This is a genomic window from Streptomyces sp. NPDC091289, assembly GCF_044757365.1.
Taxonomy (GTDB): domain Bacteria; phylum Actinomycetota; class Actinomycetes; order Streptomycetales; family Streptomycetaceae; genus Streptomyces.
In genome coordinates this window covers 39,961-63,681 of sequence record NZ_JBIVUT010000027.1, presented here as the reverse complement: position 1 = coordinate 63,681, position 23,721 = coordinate 39,961, and the positions used below count along the sequence as shown (strand labels likewise).

The 23,721-nt window shown below is 70.9% G+C and carries 20 protein-coding genes; 8 read left to right on the top strand and 12 right to left on the bottom strand.

Annotated elements, in window-relative coordinates; translation table 11 throughout:
- Nucleotides 1–81: 81 nt before the first annotated feature.
- From ACIQPT_RS30860 to ACIQPT_RS30835, 6 genes are all read right to left on the bottom strand, one after another.
- A complete protein-coding gene (locus ACIQPT_RS30860) occupies nt 82–912 on the bottom strand; it encodes a shikimate dehydrogenase (RefSeq protein ID WP_401160631.1) in 831 nt (276 codons plus the stop codon).
- Nucleotides 905–2,668: an endolytic transglycosylase MltG gene (gene mltG, locus ACIQPT_RS30855; protein ID WP_401160630.1), complete on the bottom strand. Its 1,764-nt coding sequence runs from the start codon at nt 2,666–2,668 to the stop codon at nt 905–907. The genes ACIQPT_RS30860 and mltG overlap by 8 nt, the downstream gene beginning before the upstream one ends.
- Nucleotides 2,669–2,769: 101 nt before the next feature.
- The gene (gene ruvX, locus ACIQPT_RS30850) at nt 2,770–3,243 is read right to left on the bottom strand and encodes a Holliday junction resolvase RuvX (RefSeq protein WP_401160628.1); all 474 of its coding nucleotides are present in this window, start codon (nt 3,241–3,243) and stop codon (nt 2,770–2,772) included.
- 8 nt (nt 3,244–3,251) lie between these two features.
- The gene (gene alaS / locus ACIQPT_RS30845) at nt 3,252–5,921 is read right to left on the bottom strand and encodes an alanine--tRNA ligase (RefSeq protein ID WP_401160626.1); all 2,670 of its coding nucleotides are present in this window, start codon (nt 5,919–5,921) and stop codon (nt 3,252–3,254) included.
- A complete protein-coding gene (locus ACIQPT_RS30840; protein ID WP_401160624.1) occupies nt 5,921–6,259 on the bottom strand; it encodes a DUF6167 family protein in 339 nt (112 codons plus the stop codon). The genes alaS and ACIQPT_RS30840 overlap by 1 nt, the downstream gene beginning before the upstream one ends.
- Before the next feature lie 7 nt (nt 6,260–6,266).
- Nucleotides 6,267–6,728, bottom strand: coding sequence for a DUF948 domain-containing protein (locus ACIQPT_RS30835; protein WP_007457957.1), 462 nt, complete (start codon nt 6,726–6,728; stop codon nt 6,267–6,269).
- Between the two features lie 174 nt (nt 6,729–6,902).
- Here ACIQPT_RS30835 and ACIQPT_RS30830 point away from each other — a divergent pair, with 174 nt between their 5' ends.
- Nucleotides 6,903–9,116 (top strand): ATP-binding protein, encoded by a 2,214-nt coding sequence (locus tag ACIQPT_RS30830; RefSeq protein WP_401160622.1) that lies wholly within the window; start codon nt 6,903–6,905, stop codon nt 9,114–9,116.
- 17 nt (nt 9,117–9,133) lie between these two features.
- Here the strand turns inward: ACIQPT_RS30830 and rpsD are convergent, their stop codons facing one another.
- The gene (gene rpsD / locus ACIQPT_RS30825; protein ID WP_015607373.1) at nt 9,134–9,748 is read right to left on the bottom strand and encodes a 30S ribosomal protein S4; all 615 of its coding nucleotides are present in this window, start codon (nt 9,746–9,748) and stop codon (nt 9,134–9,136) included.
- 188 nt (nt 9,749–9,936) lie between these two features.
- On the opposite strand from rpsD, the gene ACIQPT_RS30820 reads away from it, so the two are divergent.
- Entirely contained in the window at nt 9,937–10,638 is a 702-nt protein-coding gene (locus ACIQPT_RS30820) for a DUF2470 domain-containing protein (protein WP_401160620.1), read from the top strand.
- Nucleotides 10,639–10,653: 15 nt separating this feature from the next.
- Here the strand turns inward: ACIQPT_RS30820 and ACIQPT_RS30815 are convergent, their stop codons facing one another.
- Both ACIQPT_RS30815 and ACIQPT_RS30810 read right to left on the bottom strand, forming a co-directional pair.
- Complete coding sequence (locus ACIQPT_RS30815) at nt 10,654–12,021, bottom strand: replication-associated recombination protein A (protein ID WP_401160619.1); 1,368 nt, start codon at nt 12,019–12,021, stop codon at nt 10,654–10,656.
- 64 nt (nt 12,022–12,085) lie between these two features.
- A complete protein-coding gene (locus tag ACIQPT_RS30810) occupies nt 12,086–12,724 on the bottom strand; it encodes a vitamin K epoxide reductase family protein (protein WP_401160617.1) in 639 nt (212 codons plus the stop codon).
- Nucleotides 12,725–12,860: 136 nt separating this feature from the next.
- Here ACIQPT_RS30810 and ACIQPT_RS30805 point away from each other — a divergent pair, with 136 nt between their 5' ends.
- From ACIQPT_RS30805 to ACIQPT_RS30790, 4 genes are read left to right on the top strand one after another with little or no spacing between them, the layout of a single operon-like run.
- Nucleotides 12,861–13,718, top strand: coding sequence for an ABC transporter ATP-binding protein (locus ACIQPT_RS30805; protein ID WP_401160615.1), 858 nt, complete (start codon nt 12,861–12,863; stop codon nt 13,716–13,718).
- Nucleotides 13,715–14,536: an ABC transporter permease gene (locus tag ACIQPT_RS30800; protein WP_401160613.1), complete on the top strand. Its 822-nt coding sequence runs from the start codon at nt 13,715–13,717 to the stop codon at nt 14,534–14,536. Before ACIQPT_RS30805 ends, ACIQPT_RS30800 begins: the two co-directional genes overlap by 4 nt.
- Nucleotides 14,494–15,768, top strand: coding sequence for a sensor histidine kinase (locus ACIQPT_RS30795; protein WP_401160611.1), 1,275 nt, complete (start codon nt 14,494–14,496; stop codon nt 15,766–15,768). Before ACIQPT_RS30800 ends, ACIQPT_RS30795 begins: the two co-directional genes overlap by 43 nt.
- Before the next feature lie 12 nt (nt 15,769–15,780).
- Complete coding sequence (locus tag ACIQPT_RS30790) at nt 15,781–16,401, top strand: response regulator (RefSeq protein ID WP_401160609.1); 621 nt, start codon at nt 15,781–15,783, stop codon at nt 16,399–16,401.
- A 67-nt stretch (nt 16,402–16,468) separates the two neighbouring features.
- Here ACIQPT_RS30790 and hisS read toward each other — a convergent pair whose 3' ends face one another.
- Nucleotides 16,469–17,731 (bottom strand): histidine--tRNA ligase, encoded by a 1,263-nt coding sequence (gene hisS, locus ACIQPT_RS30785; RefSeq protein ID WP_401160607.1) that lies wholly within the window; start codon nt 17,729–17,731, stop codon nt 16,469–16,471.
- A 15-nt stretch (nt 17,732–17,746) separates the two neighbouring features.
- Complete coding sequence (locus ACIQPT_RS30780; protein ID WP_401160605.1) at nt 17,747–18,436, bottom strand: MBL fold metallo-hydrolase; 690 nt, start codon at nt 18,434–18,436, stop codon at nt 17,747–17,749.
- A 149-nt stretch (nt 18,437–18,585) separates the two neighbouring features.
- On the opposite strand from ACIQPT_RS30780, the gene ACIQPT_RS30775 reads away from it, so the two are divergent.
- Both ACIQPT_RS30775 and ACIQPT_RS30770 read left to right on the top strand, forming a co-directional pair.
- The gene (locus ACIQPT_RS30775) at nt 18,586–19,377 is read left to right on the top strand and encodes a peptidylprolyl isomerase (RefSeq protein WP_401160603.1); all 792 of its coding nucleotides are present in this window, start codon (nt 18,586–18,588) and stop codon (nt 19,375–19,377) included.
- 212 nt (nt 19,378–19,589) lie between these two features.
- Nucleotides 19,590–20,819, top strand: a complete 1,230-nt coding sequence (locus ACIQPT_RS30770) for a DUF349 domain-containing protein (RefSeq protein ID WP_401160601.1) — start codon at nt 19,590–19,592, stop codon at nt 20,817–20,819.
- A gap of 61 nt (nt 20,820–20,880) precedes the next feature.
- On the opposite strand, the gene ACIQPT_RS30765 is transcribed toward ACIQPT_RS30770, so the two are convergent.
- Nucleotides 20,881–23,535 carry a RelA/SpoT family protein gene (locus ACIQPT_RS30765; RefSeq protein ID WP_401160599.1) on the bottom strand — a complete coding sequence of 885 codons (2,655 nt, stop codon included), beginning with the start codon at nt 23,533–23,535 and terminating at the stop codon, nt 20,881–20,883.
- Nucleotides 23,536–23,721: the final 186 nt, after the last annotated feature.

The following is a 23,721-nucleotide window of genomic DNA, read 5'->3' as shown; positions in this document are numbered from 1 at the left end:
ACCCCCGATCCTTTCACGACCGGAGGCAGGGTCCGGCCGCCGGTCCAGCAGACGGACGTCCCGGGCCGGCCGACGGACCCGTCAGCGGTCCGCGAGCGCGGCTTCCCCGGCCTGCCGCATGGCGGCCAGTGGCGCCGGGATCCGGCCGGTCATCTGCTCGACCTGGAGCAGTGCCTGGTGCACCAGCAGGTCGAGTCCGCCGACCACCGCCCCTCCGTTCGCCGACCAGGCGGCGGCGAGTGCGGTGGGCCACGGCTCGTACAGCACGTCGAAGAGGATGCCCGGGGTTCCCGGTACGGATCCGGCCAGGGCGTCGGTGGTGCCCGCCGGGGTGGTGGCGATGACGAGCGGCGCGGTCAGCGCCGCTGCCGCGTCCGCCCAGTCGGCGATCACGACGTCGACGCCGAGCCGCTCCCCCCAGGCCCGCATCTCGGCCGCGCGCTCGGGGCTGCGCACGTAGGCGGTGACCGGTCCGGCGCAGATCGCCGCGAGCGCGGCCAGCGCGGAGGAGGCGGTGGCACCGGCTCCGAGCACCGCGGCGGACTCGACCTTGTCGACGCCACGTTCGCGCAGAGCGGCGATCATGCCGGGGATGTCGGTGTTGTCGCCGATCCGGCGGCCGTCCTCGGTGAACACGACGGTGTTGACGGCCTCCACGGAGGCGGCCGTCGCGCTGATCTCGTCGAGCAGCGGGATGATCGCCCGCTTCAGCGGCATGGTCAGCGACAGCCCGGCCCAGGAGGCGTCCAGTCCCTCGATGAACCCGGGCAGCCCCGCCTCGTCGACCTCGAACCGGTCGTAGGACCAGGCGTCGAGGCCGAGCTCGGCGTATGCGGCGCGGTGCAGGACCGGGGAGAGGGAATGCGCGATGGGCGAGCCGAGGACGGCGGCCCGGCGGCGGATATCAGCCAAGTCCCTGCTGTTCCTTCCACTTCTCGTTCAGCTTCTCGTGCTCCTCGACGGTCTTCGTGAAGTCGGTCTTCTTGCCGTCGAGCGAGATGAAGAACATCCAGCCCTTCCCGGTCGGGTTGAGCGACGCCTTGATGGCGTCCATGCCCGGGTTGCTGATCGGCCCCGGCGGGAGACCCGTGTGGTAGTAGGTGTTGTAGGGGTCCGGGTTGGTCCGGATCTCCTTGGAGCCGATCGTGATCTTGCTCTGGTTCTTGAGGTAGTTGAACGCCGAGTCGAATTCGAGCTTGCGGTTGGTGATCGTGTTGTCGGGTTCGAGCCGGTTGTAGACGACTTCGGCCATCTTGCGGAAGTCGTCGTGCGTGAGGCCCTCCGCCTGCACCAGGCTCGCCACCGTGAGCACCTGCCACGGACCGTCGAGGTTGAACTTCTTGGCCGTGGCCTTGAAGTCGATGTTCTCGTACTCCTTGTTGGCCCGCGCGACCATCCGCTTCAGCGCGTCCTCGGGCTTCGATCCCTTGGCGACCGGATAGGCCGCCGGGTAGAGGAAGCCCTCCAGCGGGTCCTTCACATCCGGGTTGTCATCGGCCCAGTCGGGCAGGCCCAGCGACTCCGCCTTGGTCTTGGCGATCTTCGCCGTGGTGCCCTTCTTGAGCTCCAGCCGCTTGTCGATCTCGGCATAGACCTGGACGTTACGGGTCCCCTCCGGGATCACGAACGCGTTCTGGCTCTTCGGGTCGAGCATGAGCGTGATCGCGCTGGCCGCCGACATCTCCTTGTTCAGGAGGTAGACGCCCGCCTGGAGCAACTTGCCCTTGGGGTTGTCGTTCTGCGCCGCGACGAAGGCGTCGGAGGACTTGATGACGCCCTTCTTGCGCAGGATGTTGGCGATGTCGTAGCCGAGCGATCCTTCGGGGATCTCGACCTCGACCTGCTCGCCGGTGCCGGATCCCGCGAAGTCGGCCGGAGCGCCGAACTGCTTCTTCCAGAAGGTGTAGCCGACGTAGGAGACTCCGCCGAGGCCGCCGAGCAGGACGACGGAGACCACCAGGCAGGCACAGCCGCTGCGGCTCTTTTTCTTCTTGCCCTTGCCGCCCCGGCGCGAGGAGCGCGATCCGTCGTCGTCCGGGTCATCGTCGTCGTCGCGCGGCTCACGGCCCGGTTCGTCCGCACCGGTGAAGAAAGGATGCGTCTCTTCCTGCGGCTCGTCCGGATCCCAGTCCGTCGACGGCTGTTGCTGTTGCTGTTGCTGATGCTGTTCGGGAGCGGCCTCGCGGCGGCCCGGGGGCTGCGGCGGGGGGTAGGCCTCCGGGGTGCCGTAGTAGTCCTGGCCCGTGTCGTACGCGCCGGGGTGCTGCGCGTACGGATCCTGGGGCTCGGCCCCGTACGGCATGGCGGCCTGCTGCCCGGTGTCCCAGCCGCCGTCGTACTGCGGCTGGGCACCTGGCTGCTGGGCGTACGGGTCCTGCTGCGGCGCGCCGTACTGCTGCTGCGGCTGCTGCTGGTTCTGCGGCTGCTGCCCGTACTGCTGATGCTGCTGCGGGTACTGCTGGTGCTGCTGCTGGTCGTACGGCTGCTGCGGGTACTGCTGGTGGTTCTGGTGCTGCTGGGCGTACGGGTCCTGCGGATAGGACTGCTGCTGGTCGCCGTACTGGCCCTGGCCGTGGGCGGCCTGCTGGCCTCCCCATCCCTGGTCCCCGTACAAGGGGTCCTCGGGATGCCACGGTTCGGAGCCGGGGCCCCGGCCATACTCAGTCATCGATCCCCTAGAGCCGCGAGACGACGTTCCGTCTCTTCGCTTCGCTGTGCGGTGTTTGTTCGAATCACCGCCGCATCGCGCGGAACGTTACCGTATCGCGATCAGACAACCACTTCGACGCCCTCACCCGGGGGATTGCCTGACGCCCGTTCGGACTCCAGAGCGTTCTGAAGGATCACCACAGCGGCAGCCTGGTCGATGACAGACCGGCCCTTCTTGGACTTCACGCCCGAGGCGCGCATCCCCTGAGCGGCCGTCACTGTGGTCATCCTCTCGTCCACCAGTCGCACCGGAACGGGTGCGATCGAACGGGCGAACTCCTGAGCGAACGCCCGGACCTTGGCGGCCGCGGGTCCCTCGCCGCCGCCGAGGGACCGCGGCAGACCGAGGATGACCTCGATCGGTTCGTACTCCTCGACGAGTCCGCGGAGCCGCCGGTGGGCGGCCGGGACGTCGCGTCCCGGCACGGTCTCCACCGGCGTGGCCAGGATCCCGTCGGGGTCGCACGAGGCGACCCCGATCCGGGCGTCCCCGACGTCGACGGCGAGCCGTCGGCCCCGGCGCATCGCTGTCATCCCGCTCGTCACGCCGTCTCGGTGACGAGGCGTTCGACAGCGGCCACGGCGTCGCCGATGGCGGCCGGGTTCGTGCCGCCGCCCTGGGCGACGTCCGGCTTGCCGCCGCCACCGCCACCGAGCGTCTTGGCCGCGGTGCGGACGAGGTCACCGGCCTTGAGACCGCGCTCGCGGGCCGCCTCGTTGGTGGCGATGACGGTGAGCGGGCGGCCGTTGGCCGTGGTGAACAGGGCCACGACGGCCGGGCGGCCGCCCTGGATGCGGCCGCGCACGTCCAGGACCAGCTTGCGCAGGTCGTCGGCGGAGGTGCCGTCGGGGACCTGGCCGGTGACCAGGGCGGTGCCGCGGACGTCCTTGGCGGACTCGACGAGCCCGGCGGCGGCCGCGAGGACCTTCTCCGCGCGGAACTTCTCGATCTCCTTCTCGGCGTCCTTCAGCTTGCCGAGCATGCCCGCGATCTTCTCCGGGAGCTCCTCGGGGCGGCCCTTGACCAGCTCCTGGAGCTGGGCGACGACCGTGTGCTCCTTGGCGAGGAAGTTGTACGCGTCGACACCGACGAGGGCCTCGATGCGGCGCACGCCGGAGCCGATGGAGGACTCGCCGAGCAGCTTCACCAGACCCAGCTGGGCGGTGTTGTGGACGTGCGTGCCGCCGCACAGCTCCTTGGAGAAGTCGCCGATGGTGACGACGCGGACCCGCTCGCCGTACTTCTCGCCGAACTCGGCGATGGCGCCCTGCTTCTTGGCCTCGTCGATGGACATGACCTCGGCCTGGACGTCGAGTTCCCGCGAGAGGACCTCGTTGATCCGCTGCTCGACGTCGGTGAGGACCGTGCCGGGAACGGCGGCGGGCGAACCGAAGTCGAAGCGGAAGCGGCCCGGGGAGTTCTCCGAGCCGGCCTGGGCGGCCGTCGGGCCGAGCGCGTCGCGCAACGCCTGGTGGGTGAGGTGGGTGGCGCTGTGGGCGCGGGCGATGGCGCGTCGGCGGGTGTTGTCGATGGAGGCGAAGACGGAGGCTCCGACCGTCACCTCGCCGACCTGGACGACGCCCTTGTGGACGTGGACGCCGGGGACCGGCTTCTGCACGTCGCGGACCTCGATCACGGCGCCGGTGTCGAGCCGGATCCGGCCGGTGTCGGCGAGCTGGCCGCCGCCCTCGGCGTAGAAGGGGGTGCGGTCGAGGACGACCTCGACCTCGTCGCCCTCGGTGGCGGCGGGCGAGGGCACGCCGTCGACCAGGAGCCCGACGATGGTGGACTCACCGGCGGTGGAGGTGTAGCCGGTGAACTCGGTGGCGCCGGAGGTGTCGGCGACCTCGCGGTAGGCGGACAGGTCGGCGTGACCGGTCTTCTTGGCGCGGGCGTCGGCCTTGGCCTTGTCGCGCTGTTCCTGCATGAGGCGGCGGAAGCCGTCCTCGTCCACGGACAGCCCCTGCTCGGCGGCCATCTCCAGGGTCAGGTCGATCGGAAAGCCCCAGGTGTCGTGGAGCAGGAACGCCTTGTCGCCGGCGAGGACCTGGCCGCCGGCGGCCTTGGTCTCGGTGACGGCGGTCTCCAGGATGTTGGTGCCGCCCTTGAGGGCCTTGAGGAAGGCGGCTTCCTCGGCGAGCGCGACGGTCTCGATGCGCTTGCGGTCGGTGATCAGCTCCGGGTACTGCAGGCCCATCGTGTCGACCACGACGTCGACCAGGTCCTTGACGACCGAGCCGGTGGCGCCCATGAGGCGCATGTTGCGGATGGCGCGGCGCATGATGCGGCGCAGCACATAGCCGCGGCCCTCGTTGCCGGGGGTGACGCCGTCGCCGATGAGCATCACCGACGTACGGATGTGGTCGGCGACGACGCGGAGCGAGACGTCGGTGCCCTTTTCGGCGCCGTAGCGGACGCCGGTGAGCTCGGTGGCCTTGTCCATGACGACGCGCAGGGTGTCGGTCTCGTACATGTTCTGTACGCCCTGCAGGATCATGGCGAGGCGTTCGAGGCCGAGACCGGTGTCGATGTTCTTCGACGGCAGGTCCCCGAGGATCGGGAAGTCCTCCTTGCCGTCGCCGGCGCCGCGCTCGTACTGCATGAAGACCAGGTTCCAGATCTCCACGTAGCGCTCGTCGTTGACGGCCGGGCCGCCCTCGACGCCGAACTCGGGGCCGCGGTCGTAGTTGATCTCCGAGCAGGGGCCGCAGGGTCCGGGGACGCCCATGGACCAGAAGTTGTCCTTCTTGCCCAGGCGCTGGATGCGCTCGGCGGGAACGCCGATCTTGTCGCGCCAGATCTGCTCGGCCTCGTCGTCGTCGAGGTAGACCGTGATCCAGAGCTTCTCGGGGTCGAGGCCGTAGCCGCCGTCCTCGACGGAGTTGGTCAGCGCGTCCCAGGCGAGCTGGATGGCGCCTTCCTTGAAGTAGTCCCCGAAGGAGAAGTTCCCGCACATCTGGAAGAAGGTGCCGTGGCGGGTGGTCTTGCCGACCTCTTCGATGTCCGGCGTACGCACGCACTTCTGCACGCTGGTGACGCGCGGGGCGGGCGGCTTGACCTCGCCGAGGAAGTACGGCTTGAAGGGGACCATGCCCGCGGGGACCAGCAGCAGAGTCGGGTCGTCCGCGATGAGCGACGCCGAAGGCACGGCGGTGTGACCGCGCTCCTCGAAGAAGCTCAGCCAGCGGCGGCGAATTTCAGCCGACTCCATCAGTGGTCCTCATTCCGGTTGTTCGTTTTGTAGGGAAGTGTGCGGTACGTGTTCGCGGGCTCGGCCGCGTCGACGGCGAAGTGCCGCTGGACGGGAAGGTCGGGGTCGACCGGCGCTTCCAGGCCCAGGGCGCCGCCCAGTTCGGCTTCGCGACGGACCATGCCCTCACGGACGTCGAGGGCGAAGTCCTTGAGCTTGTGACCGGTCTCGATCGCCTTGTCCGCGGCCTGCGCCGCGAGGCTTTCGGGGGTCAGCTGCTTGAGCTTGCGGTTGACCTTGGTGGTGGCCCACACACCGGCGGCTGCGCCGGCGGTGAACCAGAACGTGCGGCGGAACATCGCTGGATCAGTCCTTCTGTCCGCGGGCGTTTCGGCGTTCGCGCCTGCGTCCGCGCGCCGAGGGTACGGTCCGGCCGACGATCACCGTGCGGCGGGCGGAGCCACGGCCCCGCGCCGGTTCCGGTTCGGGCTCGGGTGCGGTGCGGCGGCCGAGGGCCTGCCGTACGCCGTAGCCGAACGCCGCGACCTTGACGAGGGGGCCGCCGAAGGTGGAGGCGACGGTGGTGGAGAGCGCGGAGGCGTTGGAGGTGACTTCCTGGACGTCGCTCGCGATGGCGTCGACCTTGTCCAGCTGGGTCTGCGCGGAGCGCACCGTCGCCGAGGCGTCGGCCAGCAGCGGGACGGCCTGATCGGTCACGTCCGCCACGAGTTTGGTGGTCGCCCTGAGCGTCTGGGCGAGCCTCACCAGCACCACGGCGAGGAACGAGACCAGGATCGCCCAGAAGACGGCCACGAGGATCCCGGCCACCTCTCCACCGGACACTGTGCACCGCTCTCTGCTCGTCGCTCGGCCCTGCCGGGCCTTGTCCCACGAGCCTATCGCGCCGCACATCTCCTCCCCTACCGCATTCCCCGCGGGCCGGGCGGGAGTTGCTTTACGAGATTGTACGGAGAGCTTTCAAGCCAGTACGCTCCGTGTTTCATGCGACGCCTGCACGACCCCTCCCCGAATCCCGATGACCCGGACGCCCGCCCCGCGGCGGCGCCCGGCAATCTCCCGGCCGAACTGAACAGATTCGTGGGACGTGAGGACGAACTGGCCGAGCTGGACGGGCTGCTGGAGGAGTCCCGGCTCGTCACCGTCGCCGGGGTGGCGGGCGTGGGCAAGACCCGGTGCGTCACCCGCCTCGCCGCGCTGCGGGAGAAACGGTACTGCGATGGGGTCCTGCTGGCCGAGCTGTCCGCCGTACGCCACCCCGACCTGCTGGAACACGCGCTGGTCGACGCGCTGGGCCTGACCGATCACACCAACAGGCCACCGCGCGCCGCCCTCGTCGAACATCTCTCCGAGCGCCGGACGCTGCTGGTGATCGACGGCTTCGAGCACCTCGTGGACGCCTGCGCCGACCTCGTCACCGAGCTGCTGCGCCGGGCCCCGCGCCTCCGGGTGCTCGCGGCCGGACGCTGCCCCCTGCGGGTGGACGGGGAACGGACGTTCCCGCTCGCCCCGATGTCCGACGGGGACGCGGTGGAGCTCTTCACCGAACGGGCGCGCGGGGTGCGGCCGGGCTGGGCGCCGACGGCGGGCGAGCGGACGGCCGTGCTGGAGCTCTGCCGCCGCCTCGACGGCATTCCGCTGGCCCTGGAGCTGGCGGCGGGGCGGCTGCGCGCCCTCTCGGTGGAACAGGTGCTCCTGCGCCTGGACGACCGGTTCCGGCTGCTGACCGGCGGCCGGCGCGGCGCGCCGCCCCGCCATCAGACGCTGCGTACGGCGATCGGCTGGAGCCATGAGCTGTGCACGCCCGAGCAGCGGCTGCTGTGGGCGCGGCTCTCGGTGTTCGCCGGCCAGTTCGACCTGGAGGCCGCCGAGTACATCTGCGGCGGTCCCGACCTGCCGGCCGACTCGGTGCTCGATGTGCTGGACGAGCTGCTCGCCCAGTCGGTGGTGGAGCGCGAGGACGGCCCGGCCGGCGCCCGCTACCGGCTGCTGGACACGGTCAGCGAGTACGGGGCGCAGTGGCTGGCGGCCGCCGGGGACGCCCAGCGGCTGCGGCGGCGGCACCGGGACTGGTTCCTGGGGCTCGCGACCTGGTGCGAGCTGGACTGGTTCAGTCCGCGCCAGGCGGAGGTGGCGGCCCGGATCGACAGCGAGCTGCCCAACCTCCGCCGGGCGATGGAATGTTCGATGGAGACCCCCGACGAGGTGCATCTGGCGCAGTATCTGGCGGGCACCCTGTGGTTCTACTGGGCCGGCTGCGGGCGGCTGTCCGAGGGGCGGCACTGGCTGGACCACGTCCTGGAGGAACCGACCCCGCACGATGCCGCACGGCTGAAGGTGCTGTGGGTGCTGGGTTATGTGGCGGTGCTGCAGGGCGACGCGATCGGCGCGATCTCGGCGCTCCAGGAGTGCCGGGACGAGGCCGAGCGCACCGGGGACGCGACAGCGCTGGCGTACGCGGTGCACCGCACGGGGTGTCTGGCGATCGTGACGGACGACATGGAGCGGGCCGAGGAGCTGCTCCGCGACGCGCTCGGCCGGTACCGCGAGGTCGGCGAGCTGAACAGCAATGTGCTGATGGCGCAGGTGGAGCTGGCCATGGCGGTGGCGTTCCTCGGCGATCTGGACGCGGCGGCGGTGATCTGCGACGAGGTCCGGGAGATCTGCGAGGACCACGGGGAGCGGTGGGCGCTGGCGTACGCGCTGTACGTCCTGGCGTACGCGGCGCTGCGGCGGGGAAGGCCGGCGCGGGCGCGGCAGATGCTCGGGGAGTGCCTGACGATCGGCCGGACGTTCAACGATCTGCTGGGCACGGTGCTGTCGCTGGAACTGCTGGCCCTGGTGACGGCGGTGGAGGGGGACGCCGGGGAGGCCGCCGTGCTCCAGGGTGCGGCGGAGGGCATCTGGCCGTCGGTGGGTCTGCAGCTGTTCGGCTCGGCGTTCTACGGGCGGCCGCGGGCGGAGTGCGAGGAGCAGGCGCGCCGGGAGCTGGGGAACGCGGCGTACGAGGAGGGGCTGCGGGCGGGCCGGCGGCTGGATCCGGACACCGCGGTCGACCGTGCGCTGGCCGGCGGCGGACCGGCCGCGGCGAAGGACGTGCCGGGTGCGGGCGGGGCGGCGGCACCGGGCGGGCCCGGGGGAACGCGAAGGCCCGCCGCCTCCCGGATGACAGGGAGGGGCGGGCCGGAGCGCTGGTGAGAGCGGCTACGCCTGGATCAGCGGGCGTAGTACTCGACGACGAGCTGCTCGTCGCAGATCACCGGGATCTCCTTGCGGTTCGGGTCCCGGTCCAGGCGGAAGGCCAGGGCCTTCAGGTTCACCTGGAGGTAGCGCGGGGTCTCACCGTCGGTGTCGTAGCCACCCTCGCGGGCCACCTGGAAGGGGACCTTGGTGCGGCTGCGCTCGCGGACCTGGACGACGTCGTCGGGGCGCACGCGGAAGGACGGCTTGTCGACCTTGCCACCGTTGACCTCGATGTGGCCGTGGACGACCATCTGACGGGCCTGGTAGATGGTGCGGGCGATGCCCGAACGCAGGACCAGGGCGTCGAGGCGGCGCTCGAGCTCGACGACCAGCGCCTCGCCCGTCTTGCCTTCGGCCTTCTTGGCACGGTCGTAGGCGCGCGCCATCTGGCGCTCGCTGATGTCGTACTGCGCACGCAGGCGCTGCTTCTCCAGCAGACGGACCTTGTAGTCCGAGTTCTGCTTGCGGCCACGGCCGTGCTCGCCCGGCGGGTACGGACGAGCTTCGAAGTACTTGACAGCCTTGGGCGTCAGAGCGATGCCGAGGGCACGCGACTTCTTGACCTTGGGACGCGACTGGTTAGGCACGTTCTCCAGACCTCCGTTGTAGGTTAGGTTAGGTTTACCTTACTCAAGGAGATCGCATGTCTCGCCCTGGGAACACCACTCACGTCACGGACAGCACAGACAGCGGCAGCACACCAGAAGGTGCTGCTACGACGGAAGGCCGATCTGATCGTGGTCAGCCGCGTCCCAGCGGGCTTGAAAACACTCGGATGCCGTCAGCAGCCGAACGCACACGAACTCTCGTACAGAGTACCTGCTCCGCGCTGCTCGTCGTACCGGGGCTCGATCTGGCCCGTGCGGAGCCCCTGGTCCCGGACAGCAGGAGCGTGGGACCCGAGGGCGATCTGTTCCTCGAATTCCCCGCGGATTCCCCGGCGGTTCGGGCCGCGACGCACGCGCAGGGCGACGAGCTGACCGCCGTGCTGGAGATCACGGACGTCGCTCCGGTCTCCGTACCGCACCGGATCCGCGGCCGCGCGTGGGTCTCCGGCTGGCTCACCTCCGTACCCGGCATCGCCGAGCCCGGCCGGATGATGCTGCGCCTGGAGTTCGGCGAGGCGTACGTGGACGACCTCTGGGGCGCCGAGGACATCGAGCCGGAGGACTTCCGCGACGCGGCCCCCGACCCGCTGGTCCTCCATGAGGCGGAGCTGCTCCAGCATCTGCACTCCGCCCACGACGAGCAGATGCGCACCCTGTGCGGTCTGCTGGGCGAGCGCACCGCCCGCGCCTGCTCCTCGCACCAGCCCAGGGCCGTGCCGGTCGCGCTCGACCGCTTCGGGCTGCGGGTCCGCTTCGTCGAGGACCAGGGGTCCTGCTTCGACGCCCGCTTCGAGTTCCCGGAGCCGGTGCGCGATGTCACCGAGCTGCGCCGCGCCATGCACACCCTCTTCGAGGCGGCCGCGTCCTGACGGGACGAGCGGGCCTCAGGACGGCTCCGCGCTCCCGCCGGAACGGCCCAGGCGCTCGCGGACGCGCTCGACGACGTCCGCGTACCGCGCCTCGGCGCCGTAGCGGGTGGGGGTGTAGTACTGCCGGTCGCGGACCGCGTCCGGGGCGTACTGCTGGGCGGCGATGCCGCCCTGCACGTCGTGCGGATAGACATAGCCCTGGGCATGGCCGAGCTTGGCGGCGCCCTTGTAGTGGCCGTCGCGCAGATGGGCCGGGACAGGTCCCGCGAGCCCCTTGCGGACATCCTCCTGCGCTGCGGAGATCGCCAGCGTCGCCGCGTTGGACTTGGGCGCGAGCGCCAGTGCGATGGTGGCGTGGCTGAGGGTGAGCGCCGCCTCCGGGAAGCCGATCATGGCGACGGCCTGGGCTGCCGCCACCGCCGTCGGCAGCGCGGTGGGATCGGCCAGGCCGATGTCCTCGCTGGCCGAGATCATCAGCCGCCGGGCGATGAACCGCGGGTCCTCGCCGGCCTCGATCATCCGGGCCAGGTAGTGCAGAGCGGCGTCCACGTCGGAGCCACGGATCGACTTGATGAGCGCGCTGGCCACGTCGTAGTGCTGGTCGCCGTCGCGGTCGTACTTCACGGCGGCGCGGTCGACGGTCGCCTCGACCGTCTCCAGGGTGATCTCCGCCTCGTGCGTGGCGAGCGCCGCACCGGCCGCCGCCTCCAGGGCCGTGAGCGCCCGGCGCGCGTCGCCGCCCGCGATGCGCAGCAGATGCGCCTCCGCGTCCTCGGGCAGGGTGAGGGCTCCGCCGAACCCGCGCTCGTCGGCCAGCGCCCGGCGCAGCAGATCACGCAGGTCGTCGTCGGTCAGCGATTCCAGGGTGAGCAGCAGGGAACGCGACAGCAGCGGGGAGATGATCGAGAAATACGGATTCTCCGTGGTGGCGGCGATGAGGGTCACCCAGCGGTTCTCCACGGCGGGGAGCAGGGAGTCCTGCTGGGCCTTGGAGAAGCGGTGGATCTCGTCCAGGAAGAGAACGGTCTCCTTGCCGAAGCCACCGGTGGCGCGGCGCGCGCTCTCGATGACGGCCCGGACCTCCTTGACGCCCGCGGTGATCGCGGAGAGCTCCACGAAGCGCTTGTTGGTGGCCTTGCTGACCACGTACGCCAGGGTCGTCTTGCCGGTGCCGGGCGGGCCCCAGAGGATCACCGACGACGCCCCGGCCGGACCGCCGCTCCCCTCGACGAGCCGGCGCAGCGGCGAGCCCGGCTTCAGCAGATGCTGCTGGCCGACGACCTCGTCGAGGACGCGCGGACGCATCCGGACAGCGAGGGGGCTGCTGGACGGGTCCTTCTCCTGGCGGTCTTCGGCGGCTGCGGTAAAGAGGTCGGGCTCCACGTCATGAAGCCTATGCGACCCCACTGACAGCGCCCCGCCGGCACCTGTCGGGGGCGGTGGACGCTCAGCTGGTCCAGAAGTCCCACCAGCGGGTCAGGATCAGCATGCCGATGATCCCGATCCACAGCACGGGCGGCACCCAGGGGAACTCGGTCAGCCCGTTCCGCAGCCAGGCGGGCGCGGGGAGAATGCGGTGCTTGACGTTGTGCGTGGTGACGTAACAGAACATGACGATGGTGGCGACCCAGGCCAGGCAGCACCACAGGCAGAGCGAGTTGATGTTGTAGAGCGACTGGTACTGGAGCCAGGTGCAGAAGCCGACCCCGAACAGGGTCCCGGCGTTCAGCCCCAGCCAAAACCAGCTGCGGTAGCGGGCGCCGGCGAGCAGGCCCATGCCGATCGCGATGACCATGCCGTACGTGACCAGGCCCAGCATCGGGTTGGGGAACCCGAACGCCGAGGCCTGCTCGCTCTTCATGATGTTGCCGCACGCGACGACGGGGTTGAGACTGCAGCCGGGGGTGAAGGAGGGGTCCTCCAGCAGCTTGAACTTGTCGATCGTGATGACCCAGGAGGCCAGCACCCCGGCCGCACCGGTGATCACCAGGAGCAGGGCGAGACCGCGTCCGGCCCCGAAGGTGCGCTTGCCGCCGCCCTCGTCCTGGTCCGAGGAGAGGTCGTGGTCTACCGCAGCAGTCGTCATATCGCCGTTCCGTCACCGAGTGGTCAGCCGGGCAAGGTCATTGTGCCGCACCCCCGTACGGGTCAACCGTTCGATGGACATAAAGGTGTACGTCCGGTGGGCAGCGGAACGTCGCTCCCACGGGATGCTCGGACCCATGACGGAACTCGTGGTGAACGTGCGCGGACTGCGCAAGCGATACGGCGGTGTGACCGCGCTGGACGGCCTGGACCTGGGCATCCGGCGCGGCGAGGTGTGCGGACTGCTCGGCCCGAACGGCGCCGGGAAGAGCACCTGCGTGGGCGTGCTCCAGGGGCAGCGGGACCGGGACGGCGGCAGCGTGGAGGTCCTCGGCGTCGACCCCGCGACGGCCGACCGCCGTCAACGGTCCCGGGTCGGGATCGTCTGGCAGGATGAATCCGCGCCCGCCGAGTTGACGGTACGGGAGACGGTCCGGCACTTCGCCCGCTACTACCCGCACCCGCGCGACCCCGACGAGACCATCGCCCTGGTCGGTCTGGAGGCCAAGGCGGGATCCCGGACCAAGGCCCTCTCGGGTGGTCAGCGCCGACGTCTCGATGTGGCGCTCGGGGTGATCGGCTCCCCCGAACTCCTCCTGCTCGACGAGCCGACCACCGGTTTCGATCCGGCGGCCCGGCGGCAGTTCTGGGAGCTGATCCGGCTGCTCGCGGACGGCGGCACCACCATCCTCCTCACCACGCACTATCTGGAGGAGGCCGAGGCGCTCGCCGACCGGCTCGTGGTCGTCGCCGCGGGCGCCGCGGTCGCCGAGGGGACTCCTGAGGAGCTGCGGGCCCGGTACGGCACCCGCGCCACGGTCCGGTGGACGGAGCCCGACGGATCGCCGCGCTCCGAGGAGACCGGGACGCCGACGCGTACGGTCACCGCGCTCGCCGACCGTTTCGGCGGAGAGGTCCCGGGGCTGCTGGTCACCCGGCCCACGCTCGAAGACGTCTATCTGCGGCTCACCGGGCAGTCGGAGGTCGTCCGATGACCGCGCCGGACACCACCGGCCTGCCCGGTGCGTGGCGCCTGGGTCTGCTGCGCGGCGGTCTGGAACTGAAGCAGTTCTTCCGCCTGCGCGACCAGGTCGTTTTCTCGCTCGCTTTCCCCGTCGTCCTGCTGGTGCTGCTCGCCTCGATCTTCGGCGGTGAGGTGGCGGACGGCGAGGTGCCCGTCTCGCAGATCTATGTGGCCGCGATGCTCGGGGCGGGCATCATGGCGACCAGCTTCCAGTCGCTCGGCATCTCCATCGCGATCGAGCGCGACGAGCGGCTGCTGCGCCGGCTGATCTCCACACCGATGCCGCCCGCCGCCTACTTCCTGGGGAAGGTGTGGCTGGTCCTGGTCACCGGGGCCCTGGAGGCGGCCGTCCTGCTGGCGGTCGGGGTGGGACTGTACGATCTTGACCTGCCCGGGGACGTGTCGACCTGGCTGACGTTCGGCTGGATCTTCCTGCTCGGGACGGCTGCCTGCGCGCTGCTCGGCATCGCGATCAGCAGTCTGCCCGGGTCGGGCCGGAGCGCGGGCTCGGTGGTCATCCTGCCGTTCCTGGTGCTCCAGTTCATCTCCGGCGTCTACATCCCGGCGAGCGAACTCCCGGACTGGATGCTGAACATCGGCGCCCTGTTCCCGCTGAAGTGGATGTGCCAGGGCTTTCGAGGAGTCTTTCTGCCCGAGTCGGCCGCCGTGCTGGAGCAGGCGGGCGGCTGGGAGTTCGGACGGATCGCCCTCGTGCTGGGCGCGTGGTGCATCGGAGGATTGCTGCTGTGTCTGCTGACGTTTCGCTGGAAGAGCCGGCGCGACGGCTGACCGGAGCGGGCGGGGCTCGTGACTCCGACGTCTGGGTCCGGTCGCTGCCTCCCTGGGACGGGTATTTCGCCGTCGTCTGGGCGGTCACCCTCGCCGTGGTGCTGGGGGCCGCCGAACCGTCGTGGCCGGTCCGCGCGACGGCGGCCGCGATCGTCGCGCTGAATCTGCCGTGGTACGTCCTGGTCGGCCGGCCCGCCATGCTGGACGACACCGGGGCCGAGGGGCCCGCCCGCCGCTATGTGGTGGGAGCGCTACTGCTCTTCCTGCCCACCGCGATGCTGGTCGGCGAGACGCAACTCGTCACGTTCGCGCTGGCCCCGCAGTGCTTCATGCTGCTGCGGCTGCGGGACGCGCTGTGGGTGCTGGGCGGCATGGGCGCGGTGCCGTTCGTCGGCTGGACGCTGCTGTGGCATCCGACGGCGGGCGAGAGTGCGTTCCGGCTCCTGCTGGCGGTGGCGACCTTCGCGTTCAGCGCGTTCCTGGGCCGGTGGACGACGCGGATCATCGCCCAGAGCCGCGACCGGGCCGCGCTGATCGCCGAGTTGGAGGCGGGCCGCGAGGAGATCGCCCGGCTGTCCACGGCACACGGGGCGCTGGCGGAGCGGGAGCGGATGTCGCGGGAGATCCACGACACGCTGGCCCAGGGCTTCACCAGCCTGCTGATGCTCTCCCAGGCCGTCGAGTCCGAGCTCGACCACGATCTGCCGCAGGCCCGGCGCCATGTGGCGCTGATGACCCGGACCGCGCGGGAGAACCTCGCCGAGGCACGGGCGCTGGTGGCCGGTGGCTCTCCGGCCGATCTGGCCGGCAACTCGCTGGCGGACTCCCTGAACCGGCTGACCGACCGGCACACCGCGCAGACCGGCGCCCCGGCCCCGCTGACGGTGGTCGGCGACGTCCGCCCGCTGCCGACCGCGTACGAGGTCGTCGTCCTGCGCGCCTGCCAGGAGGCCCTCGCCAACACCCGTAAACACGCGGGCCCGTCCGTTCCGGTGACCGTCGTACTGACGTACGCCGCCGATGCCCTGGCCCTGTCCGTACGGGACGAGGGGTGCGGCTTTGATCCCCGGGCGCCGCGCGAGGGCTACGGTCTCGACGGCGTACGGGCCAGGGCCGAGGAGGCGGGCGGCGGCGCGGCGGTCCGCAGTTCGCCGGGTGCCGGGACCTCGGTGACCGTGACCCTGCCACTGCCCCCGGCCGTCCCGTCCGCGGGCGCCCCGCAGCGCCCCTAGAAGGAGTTTGTGATGATCCGAGTCCTGCTGGCCGACGACCACCCCGTCGTACGGGAGGGGCTGCGCGGGATGCTGGATGCCGAGCCGGACCTGGAGGTCGTGGGTGAGGCGTCCAGCGGTCCGCGCGCCGAGGCGCTCTGCGCCGAACTGCTGCCGGACATCGTGCTGATGGACCTGCGGATGCCGGGCGGCGGGGGCGTCGAGTCGATCCGCCGGATCCGGGCGGCCGGGCTGCCGGGCCGGGTCGTCGTGCTGACCACGTACGAGAGCGACAGCGACATCCTGCGCGCGGTGGAGGCGGGCGCGTCCGGCTATCTGCTCAAGGACCTGGGCCGGGCGGAGCTGGCGGACGCGATCCGGGCCGCGGCCCGGGGCGAGACCGTGCTCGCGCCGACGGTGGCGACCCGGCTGGTGGACCAGTTGCGCGAAGTGCCGGAGCTGCCCCGGCTCTCGGAGCGTGAGACGCAGGTGCTGCGGCTGGTGGCGGAGGGGTGCACCAACGCGGAGATCGGGCGGCGGCTGTTCATCGGCGAGTCGACGGTGAAGACCCATCTGCTGCGGGTCTTCGGCAAGCTGGGCGTCAGCGACCGGACCGCCGCGGTGACCGGGGCGATGCGTCATGGGCTGCTGTGAGCGGACGGAAAAGGCGCGGGCGGCAGGACCTGGAGTCCTGCCGCCCGCGCCCGTTCACGGCTCGCTGTCAGCCGAGGCGCTTGGCCAGCTCCGCCGCGACCTCGGTCAGCGGCACCGCGTTCTGCTCGCCGGACTCCATGTCCTTGAGCTGGACGACGCCCTCGGCGAGATCGCGCTCGCCCGCCACCAGGGTGTAGCGCGCGCCCGAGCGGTTGGCGCTCTTCATCGCGCCCTTCAGGCCGCGGCCGCCGAACGCGAAGTCGGCGGCGATCCCCGCGCGGCGCAGCCCGGTGACGACGCCGAACAGCACCCGGCGGGCCTCCTCGCCGAGCGGGACCGCGTACACGCTGGTGGTGAAGGGCAGGTCGAGCTCGATGCCCTCGGCCTCCAGCGCGAGGACCGTGCGGTCCACGCCGAGCGCCCAGCCGACGGACGGCAGCTCGGGGCCGCCGATCATCTCGGAGAGGCCGTCGTAGCGGCCGCCGCCGCCCACCGCAGACTGCGAGCCGAGACCGTCGTGGACGAACTCGAAGGTCGTGCGGGTGTAGTAGTCGAGGCCGCGCACCAGCTTCTCGTCGTCCTCGAAGACCACACCGGCGGCCGTGAGGAGCGCCCGGACCTCCTCGTGGTACGCCTTGCACGCGTCGCACAGATAGTCGCGGAGCTTCGGGGCGTCGGTGAGCTGCTTCTGTACATCGGCCCGCTTGTCGTCCAGGACGCGCAGCGGGTTGATCTCGATGCGGCGGCGGGTCTCCTCGTCGAGGTCGAGGTCGCGCAGGAAGGTCTGGAGCGCCTCGCGGTAGACCGGGCGGCACTCCTTGTCGCCCAGCGAGTTCAGCAGGATGCGGAACTGGCGCAGGCCCAGCGAGCGGTACGCCTGGTCGGCGAGGATGATCAGCTCGGCGTCCAGGACCGGGTCCTCGGTGCCGATGGCCTCGGCGCCGACCTGCGAGAAGTGGCGGTAGCGGCCCGCCTGCGGGCGCTCGTAGCGGTAGTACGAGCCGGAGTACCAGAGCTTGACGGGGAGGTTGCCCGCCTTGTGGAGGTTGGCCTCCAGGGCGGCGCGCAGCACGGACGCGGTGCCCTCGGGGCGCAGGGCCAGCTGGTCGCCGCCCTTGGTGGTGAGGGTGTACATCTCCTTGGTGACGATGTCGGTGGACTCGCCGACACCGCGCGCGAAGAGCTCGACGTTCTCGAAGCCGGGCGTCTCGATGTAGCCGTAGCCCGAGTCGCGCAGCGGGGCCGCGATGGCCTCGCGCACCGCGAGGAACGTCGCGGAACGGGGCGGGGTCAGGTCGTACGTGCCCTTGGGGGCCTGAAAGGTGCTCACGATTACGTCTCTCGTCTACATTCCTCGGCGCGGCGCCGCGTCCAGACCGTTCAGGAACGGGTTGGAGGCGCGCTCGCGGCCGATGGTCGTCTGGGGGCCGTGGCCGGACAGCACCACGGTCGAGTCGTCGAGCGGCAGGCACACGCGGGCCAGCGACTCGAGCAGCTCGGCGTGGTCGCCGCCGGGCAGGTCGGTGCGTCCGACGGAGCCGGCGAAGAGCAGGTCGCCCGAGAAGAGGACCGGCGGAATATCCGCGGCCTCGGGCATCCCGAACGTCACCGACCCCTTGGTATGGCCGGGCGCATGCGAGATGCCGAACTCCAGACCCGCCAGGGTCAGCCGCGAGCCGTCGGTCAGCTCCTTGACGTCGTCCGGCTCCCCCACGGTCAGCTCGCCCATGAGCGGCATCCCGATCGAGCGGCCGAGCGCCTTCTCCGGGTCGCTCATCATGTAGCGGTCCTCGGGGTGGATCCAGGCGGGGACGTCGTGGGCGCCGCAGACGGGGACGACCGAGGCGACATGGTCGATATGGCCGTGGGTGAGCACGACGGCGACGGGCTTGAGCCGATGCTTCTTCAGCGTTTCCTCGACGCCCTGGGCGGCCTGGTGGCCCGGGTCGATGATCACGCACTCCTCACCGGCGGCGGGGGCGACCAGGTAGCAATTGGTCCCCCAGGCCCCGGCGGGGAACCCGGCAATGAGCACGATCGTCCTTAATGTTCGTCCGGAGGATGCGGCCGCAGAAAAGGATGCAGCAGATCAGAGCCTACCGGCGCTCCTCATGACACAGGTAACCCATATACGGTACGGGCAACTCAGGCCCTCATTTCACGACGTAACAAGGAGCCCAACCGGTGTCCAGCAGCGAACAGCGGCGGCGGCAGCTCGCCCGGGAAAAGTTCGAGCGCCAGCAGAAGCGCCGGGAGGAGGCCCGCCGCAGGACCAGGCGCATCACCGCGATCGTCGCGGCCTCGGTGGCCGTGGTCGCCGTCGTGGGCGTGAGCGCGTTCGTCGTGTCGGGCAAGGACGACGACAAGGACAAGAAGAGCGACGCCGCCTCCAGCCAGAGCCCCGCTCCGGAGCCTTCGGAGAGTGAGAGCAAGGCTCCCACGCCGCCGATGAAGATCGACAAAAAGGCGAAGTACACGATGTCGCTCAAGACGAGCCAGGGCGACATCGCGTTCTCGATGGACGCGGCGAAGACCCCGGAGACGGCGAACTCCTTCAAGGCGCTCGCCGACAAGGGCTACTTCGACGACACCAAGTGCCACCGGCTGACCACCCAGGGCATCTTCGTGCTCCAGTGCGGCGACCCGAAGGGCGACGGCACGGGCGGCCCGGGCTACAACATCCCGGACGAGAACCTGGACGCGCTCGGCAAGGCGGGCGCCGACGGCACGGTGTCCTTCCCCCCGGGCACGGTGGCGATGGCCAATACCGGCCAGCCCGACTCCGGCGGCAGCCAGTTCTTCCTGGTCTACAAGGAGACGAAGCTCCCGCCCACCTACACCCCGTTCGGCACGATGGACGACGCCTCGCTGAAGGCCGTCCAGAAGGTCGGCGAGGCCGGTGTCGAGGGCGGCGCGGGCGACGGCGCCCCGAAGAAGGCCGTGACGGTCGAGAAGGCTTCGGTCGAGAAGGACTGAACCGGCGGGGACGGCGACCGGCCGGGCGGCCACCGGCGGGGCGGGGAGCTGCCCGGGCCGGAGCGGAGAATTTCGGCCGCGCGGAGTGCGGACAGCCGGGTGGCCGGTCGCCTAGATTGGCGTTGTGCAGGGCGGGCGAGGCCCGCCCCAGGAAACTGTGGACGATGCCCGGGGGGCGAACCCCCTCGCAGGCATCAGGTGGAGGAGGCGCTGTGAGCAGCGACCCGTGGGGCCGCGTCGACGAGACGGGCACCGTGTACGTGCGTACAGCCGAGGGCGAGCAGGTCGTCGGATCGTGGCAGGCCGGTTCCCCCGAGGAGGCTCTGGCTTATTTCGAGCGCAAGTACGACGGCATTGTGGTCGAGATCGGCCTCCTCGAACGGCGGGTGAAGACCACCGATCTGTCGGCGAAGGACGCGACGACGGCGATCGGCCATCTGCGGCAGCAGGTCGACGAGCACCACGCGGTGGGCGACCTCGACGCGCTGCGCAAGCGGCTGGACGCGCTCGTCGCGACGGTCGAGGCGCGGCGCGAGGAGCGCAAGATCCTCAAGGCCAAGCAGACCGACGAGGCCAAGCACGCCAAGGAGGCGCTGGTCGCCGAGGCGGAGGAGCTGGCGCAGAGCGAGCAGTGGCGGTCGGCCGGTGAGCGGCTGCGGGCGCTGGTGGACACCTGGAAGGGTCTCCCCCGCCTCGACCGCAAGTCGGACGACGAGCTGTGGCACCGCTTCTCGCACGCCCGCTCGGCGTTCTCCAAGCGGCGCAAGGCGCACTTCGCCGCGCTGGACGCCCAGCGCGAGGACGCCCGCAAGGCCAAGGAGAAGCTGGTCACCGAGGCCGAGGCGCTGTCCGGCTCCACGGACTGGGTGACCACGGCCGCGCGCTACCGCGACCTGATGACCGAGTGGAAGGCGGCGGGCCGCGCCCAGCGCGAGTCCGAGGACGACCTGTGGAACCGCTTCCGCGGCGCCCAGGACGTCTTCTTCGCCGCCCGCAGCGAGGTCTTCGCGGAGCGGGACGCCGAGCAGGGCGAGAACCTCAAGCTCAAGGAGGAGCTCGCCGCCGAGGCCGAGAAGCTGGTGCCGGTGAAGGACCTGAAGGCGGCCCGGGCCACCTTCAGGGGCATCAACGAGCGCTGGGAGGCCATCGGGCACGTACCGCGTGACGCCCGCCCGAAGGTCGAGGGCCGGATGCAGGCGGTGGAGCGGGCGCTCCAGGAGTCCGAGGAGTCGGAGTGGCGCCGGACGAACCCGGAGGCGCGGGCCCGCGCCGCGGGTCTGACCGGTCAGCTCCAGGCCGCCGTGGACAAGCTGCGCGGCCAGATCGACACGGCTCGCGCCCAGGGCAACAACGCCCGCGCGGACAAGCTGGCCAAGGAGCTGGAGGGCCGGCAGGCGCTGCTGGACCAGGCGCTCAAGGGCCTGGAGGAGTTCGGCGGCTGATACGGCTGTCAGAGGGCCCCGGTACGCATCGCGTACCGGGGCCCTCCTCCGTTGTCCGCCGCTACGGCCTGCGGGCCGAGGTGACCCGGTAGACGTCGTAGACGCCCTCCACGCCGCGTACGGCCTTCAGGACGTGCCCCAGGTGCTTGGGGTCGCCCATCTCGAAGGTGAAGCGCGAGGTGGCCACCCGGTCGCGGGAGGTCTGGACGGCCGCCGACAGGATGTTGACGTGCTGGTCGGAGAGGATCCGGGTGACGTCGGAGAGCAGCCGGGAGCGGTCCAGCGCCTCGACCTGGATGGCGACCAGGAAGACCGAGGACTGGGTGGGCGCCCATTCCACTTCGAGGATCCGCTCGGGCTGCTGCGAGAGCGACTCCACGTTGACGCAGTCGGCGCGGTGCACGGAGACGCCGCTGCCCCGGGTGACGAAGCCGATGATCGGGTCGCCGGGGACGGGCGTACAGCAGCGGGCCAGCTTGACCCAGACGTCCTCGACGCCCTTGACGACGACGCCGGGGTCCGCGTTGGCGCGGCGCTTGCTGCGGCCGCCGTGCGAGGGCGGGGTGGACTCGGCGAGGTCCTCGTTGGCCTCGTCATGGCCGCCGAGCGCCTGCACCAGCTTCTGTACGACACCCGCCGCCGCGACATGGCCCTCGCCGATCGCCGCGTACAGCGAGGAGATGTCCGGGTAGCGCATCTCGTGGGCGAGGGTGACCAGCGAGTCGCCGGTGAGGATGCGCTGGATCGGCAGGTTCTGCTTGCGCATGGCGCGCGCGATGGCGTCCTTGCCCTGCTCGATGGCCTCGTCGCGGCGCTCCTTGGAGAACCAGGCGCGGATCTTGTTGCGGGCGCGCGGCGACTTGACGAAGCCGAGCCAGTCCCGGGAGGGTCCGGCGCCGGCCGCCTTGGAGGTGAAGACCTCGACCAGGTCGCCGTTGTCGAGCGTCGATTCGAGCGGGACGAGCCGCCCGTTGACGCGTGCTCCTATGGTCCGGTGGCCGACCTCGGTGTGGACGGCGTACGCGAAGTCGACGGGGGTCGCGCCGGCCGGCAGCGCTATCACGTCGCCCTTCGGCGTGAAGACGAAGACCTCGTTGCGCGAGAGGTCGAAGCGCAGGGACTCCAGGAACTCGCTGGGGTCCTCGGTCTCCTTCTGCCAGTCCAGGAGCTGGCGCAGCCACGCCATGTCGTTGACGGTGTCCTGGCCGCGGCCGGTGTTCTTGGGGATGTCGGTGCGCACCTTGGAGGCGCCCGCGACGGCCTCCTGCTTGTACTTCCAGTGCGCGGCGATGCCGTACTCGGCGCGGCGGTGCATGTCGAACGTACGGATCTGGAGCTCGACGGGCTTGCCGCTGGGACCGATCACCGTGGTGTGCAGCGACTGGTACATGTTGAACTTCGGCATCGCGATGTAGTCCTTGAACCGCCCGGGCACCGGGTTCCACCGGGCGTGGACGGTGCCGAGCGCCGCGTAGCAGTCGCGGACCGTGTCGACGAGGACGCGGATGCCGACCAGGTCGTAGATCTCGGCGAAGTCGCGGCCTCGCACGATCATCTTCTGGTAGACGCTGTAGTAGTGCTTGGGGCGGCCGGTGACGGTGGCCTTGATGCGGGCGGCGCGCAGGTCGGACTGCACCTCGTCGGTCACTATGGCGAGGTATTCGTCGCGCTTGGGGGCCCGCTCGGCGACGAGGCGGACGATCTCGTCGTACATCTTGGGGTAGAGGATCGCGAAGGCGAGGTCCTCCAGCTCCCACTTGATGGTGTTCATGCCCAGCCGGTGCGCCAGCGGGGCGTAGATCTCCAGCGTCTCGCGGGCCTTCTTCTCCTGCTTCTCCCGCTTGAGATAGCGCATGGTGCGCATGTTGTGCAGGCGGTCGGCGAGCTTGATGACCAGGACCCGGGGGTCCTTGGCCATGGCGACGACCATCTTGCGTACGGTCTCGGCCTGCGCGGCCTCGCCGAACTTGACCTTGTCCAGCTTGGTGACGCCGTCCACGAGCAGGGCGACCTGGTCGCCGAAGTCGCGCTTGAGGGTGTCCAGGCCGTACTCGGTGTCCTCGACGGTGTCGTGCAGCAGGCCCGCCATCAAGGTCGCCGGATCCATGCCGAGCTCGGCGAGGATCGTGGTGACGGCCAGCGGGTGGGTGATGTAGGGGTCGCCGCTCTTGCGCTTCTGGCCCCGGTGCCAGCGTTCGGCGACCTGGTAGGCCTTCTCGATCTGGCGGAGCGTGGCCGTCTCGATCTTGGGGTCGTTGCCCCGGACCGTACGCAGGAGGGGTTCCAGGACCGGGTTGTACGGGCTGGAGCGCTGTACGCCCAGTCGGGCGAGGCGGGCCCGTACCCGGTTGGACGAGCCGCCGCTGCGGGAGGCGGACCCGGTGGAGGCTCCGGCCTTCGCGGGGGGTCCGGGCGGCGGGGGTTTGGGCGCGGCGGCGGCCGGTTTCCTGGCCGGAGGCTGCGCCGGGCTGTCGGTCACGGCCGGTTTCGGGGCCTCGGGGGCCGCGGGCTTGGCCGGAGCGGTGGGCTCGGCGGGCTTGGCCGGAGCGGCCGGCTCGGCGGGCTTCACGGCCTCAGGGGGGCGCACGGCGTCGGCTGCGGGCTCGGGGGGCGCGGGCTTCGGCGCGTTCGAGGGCGCGGCCTTCTGCGGCGTGGCGGGGGCCGCCACGGGCTTGTCGGGCTGCGGGGCGGCGGCTGACTGGGCCTCGTCTGGCAAGAGCGCTCCTCGTGCGGATCCGGGGTACCCGGAGAGCCCATGGTATCGATCCCCCGGCGGGACCTCTCCCGGGGACGGTGGGAGCCCGCACAACGAGGGACGGGCACCCGGTTGTTCCCGGGTGCCCGTCCCTCGTGCGTGGTGTCCGTCCCTCGTGCGTGGTGTCCGTCGCCGGACGCCGATCGG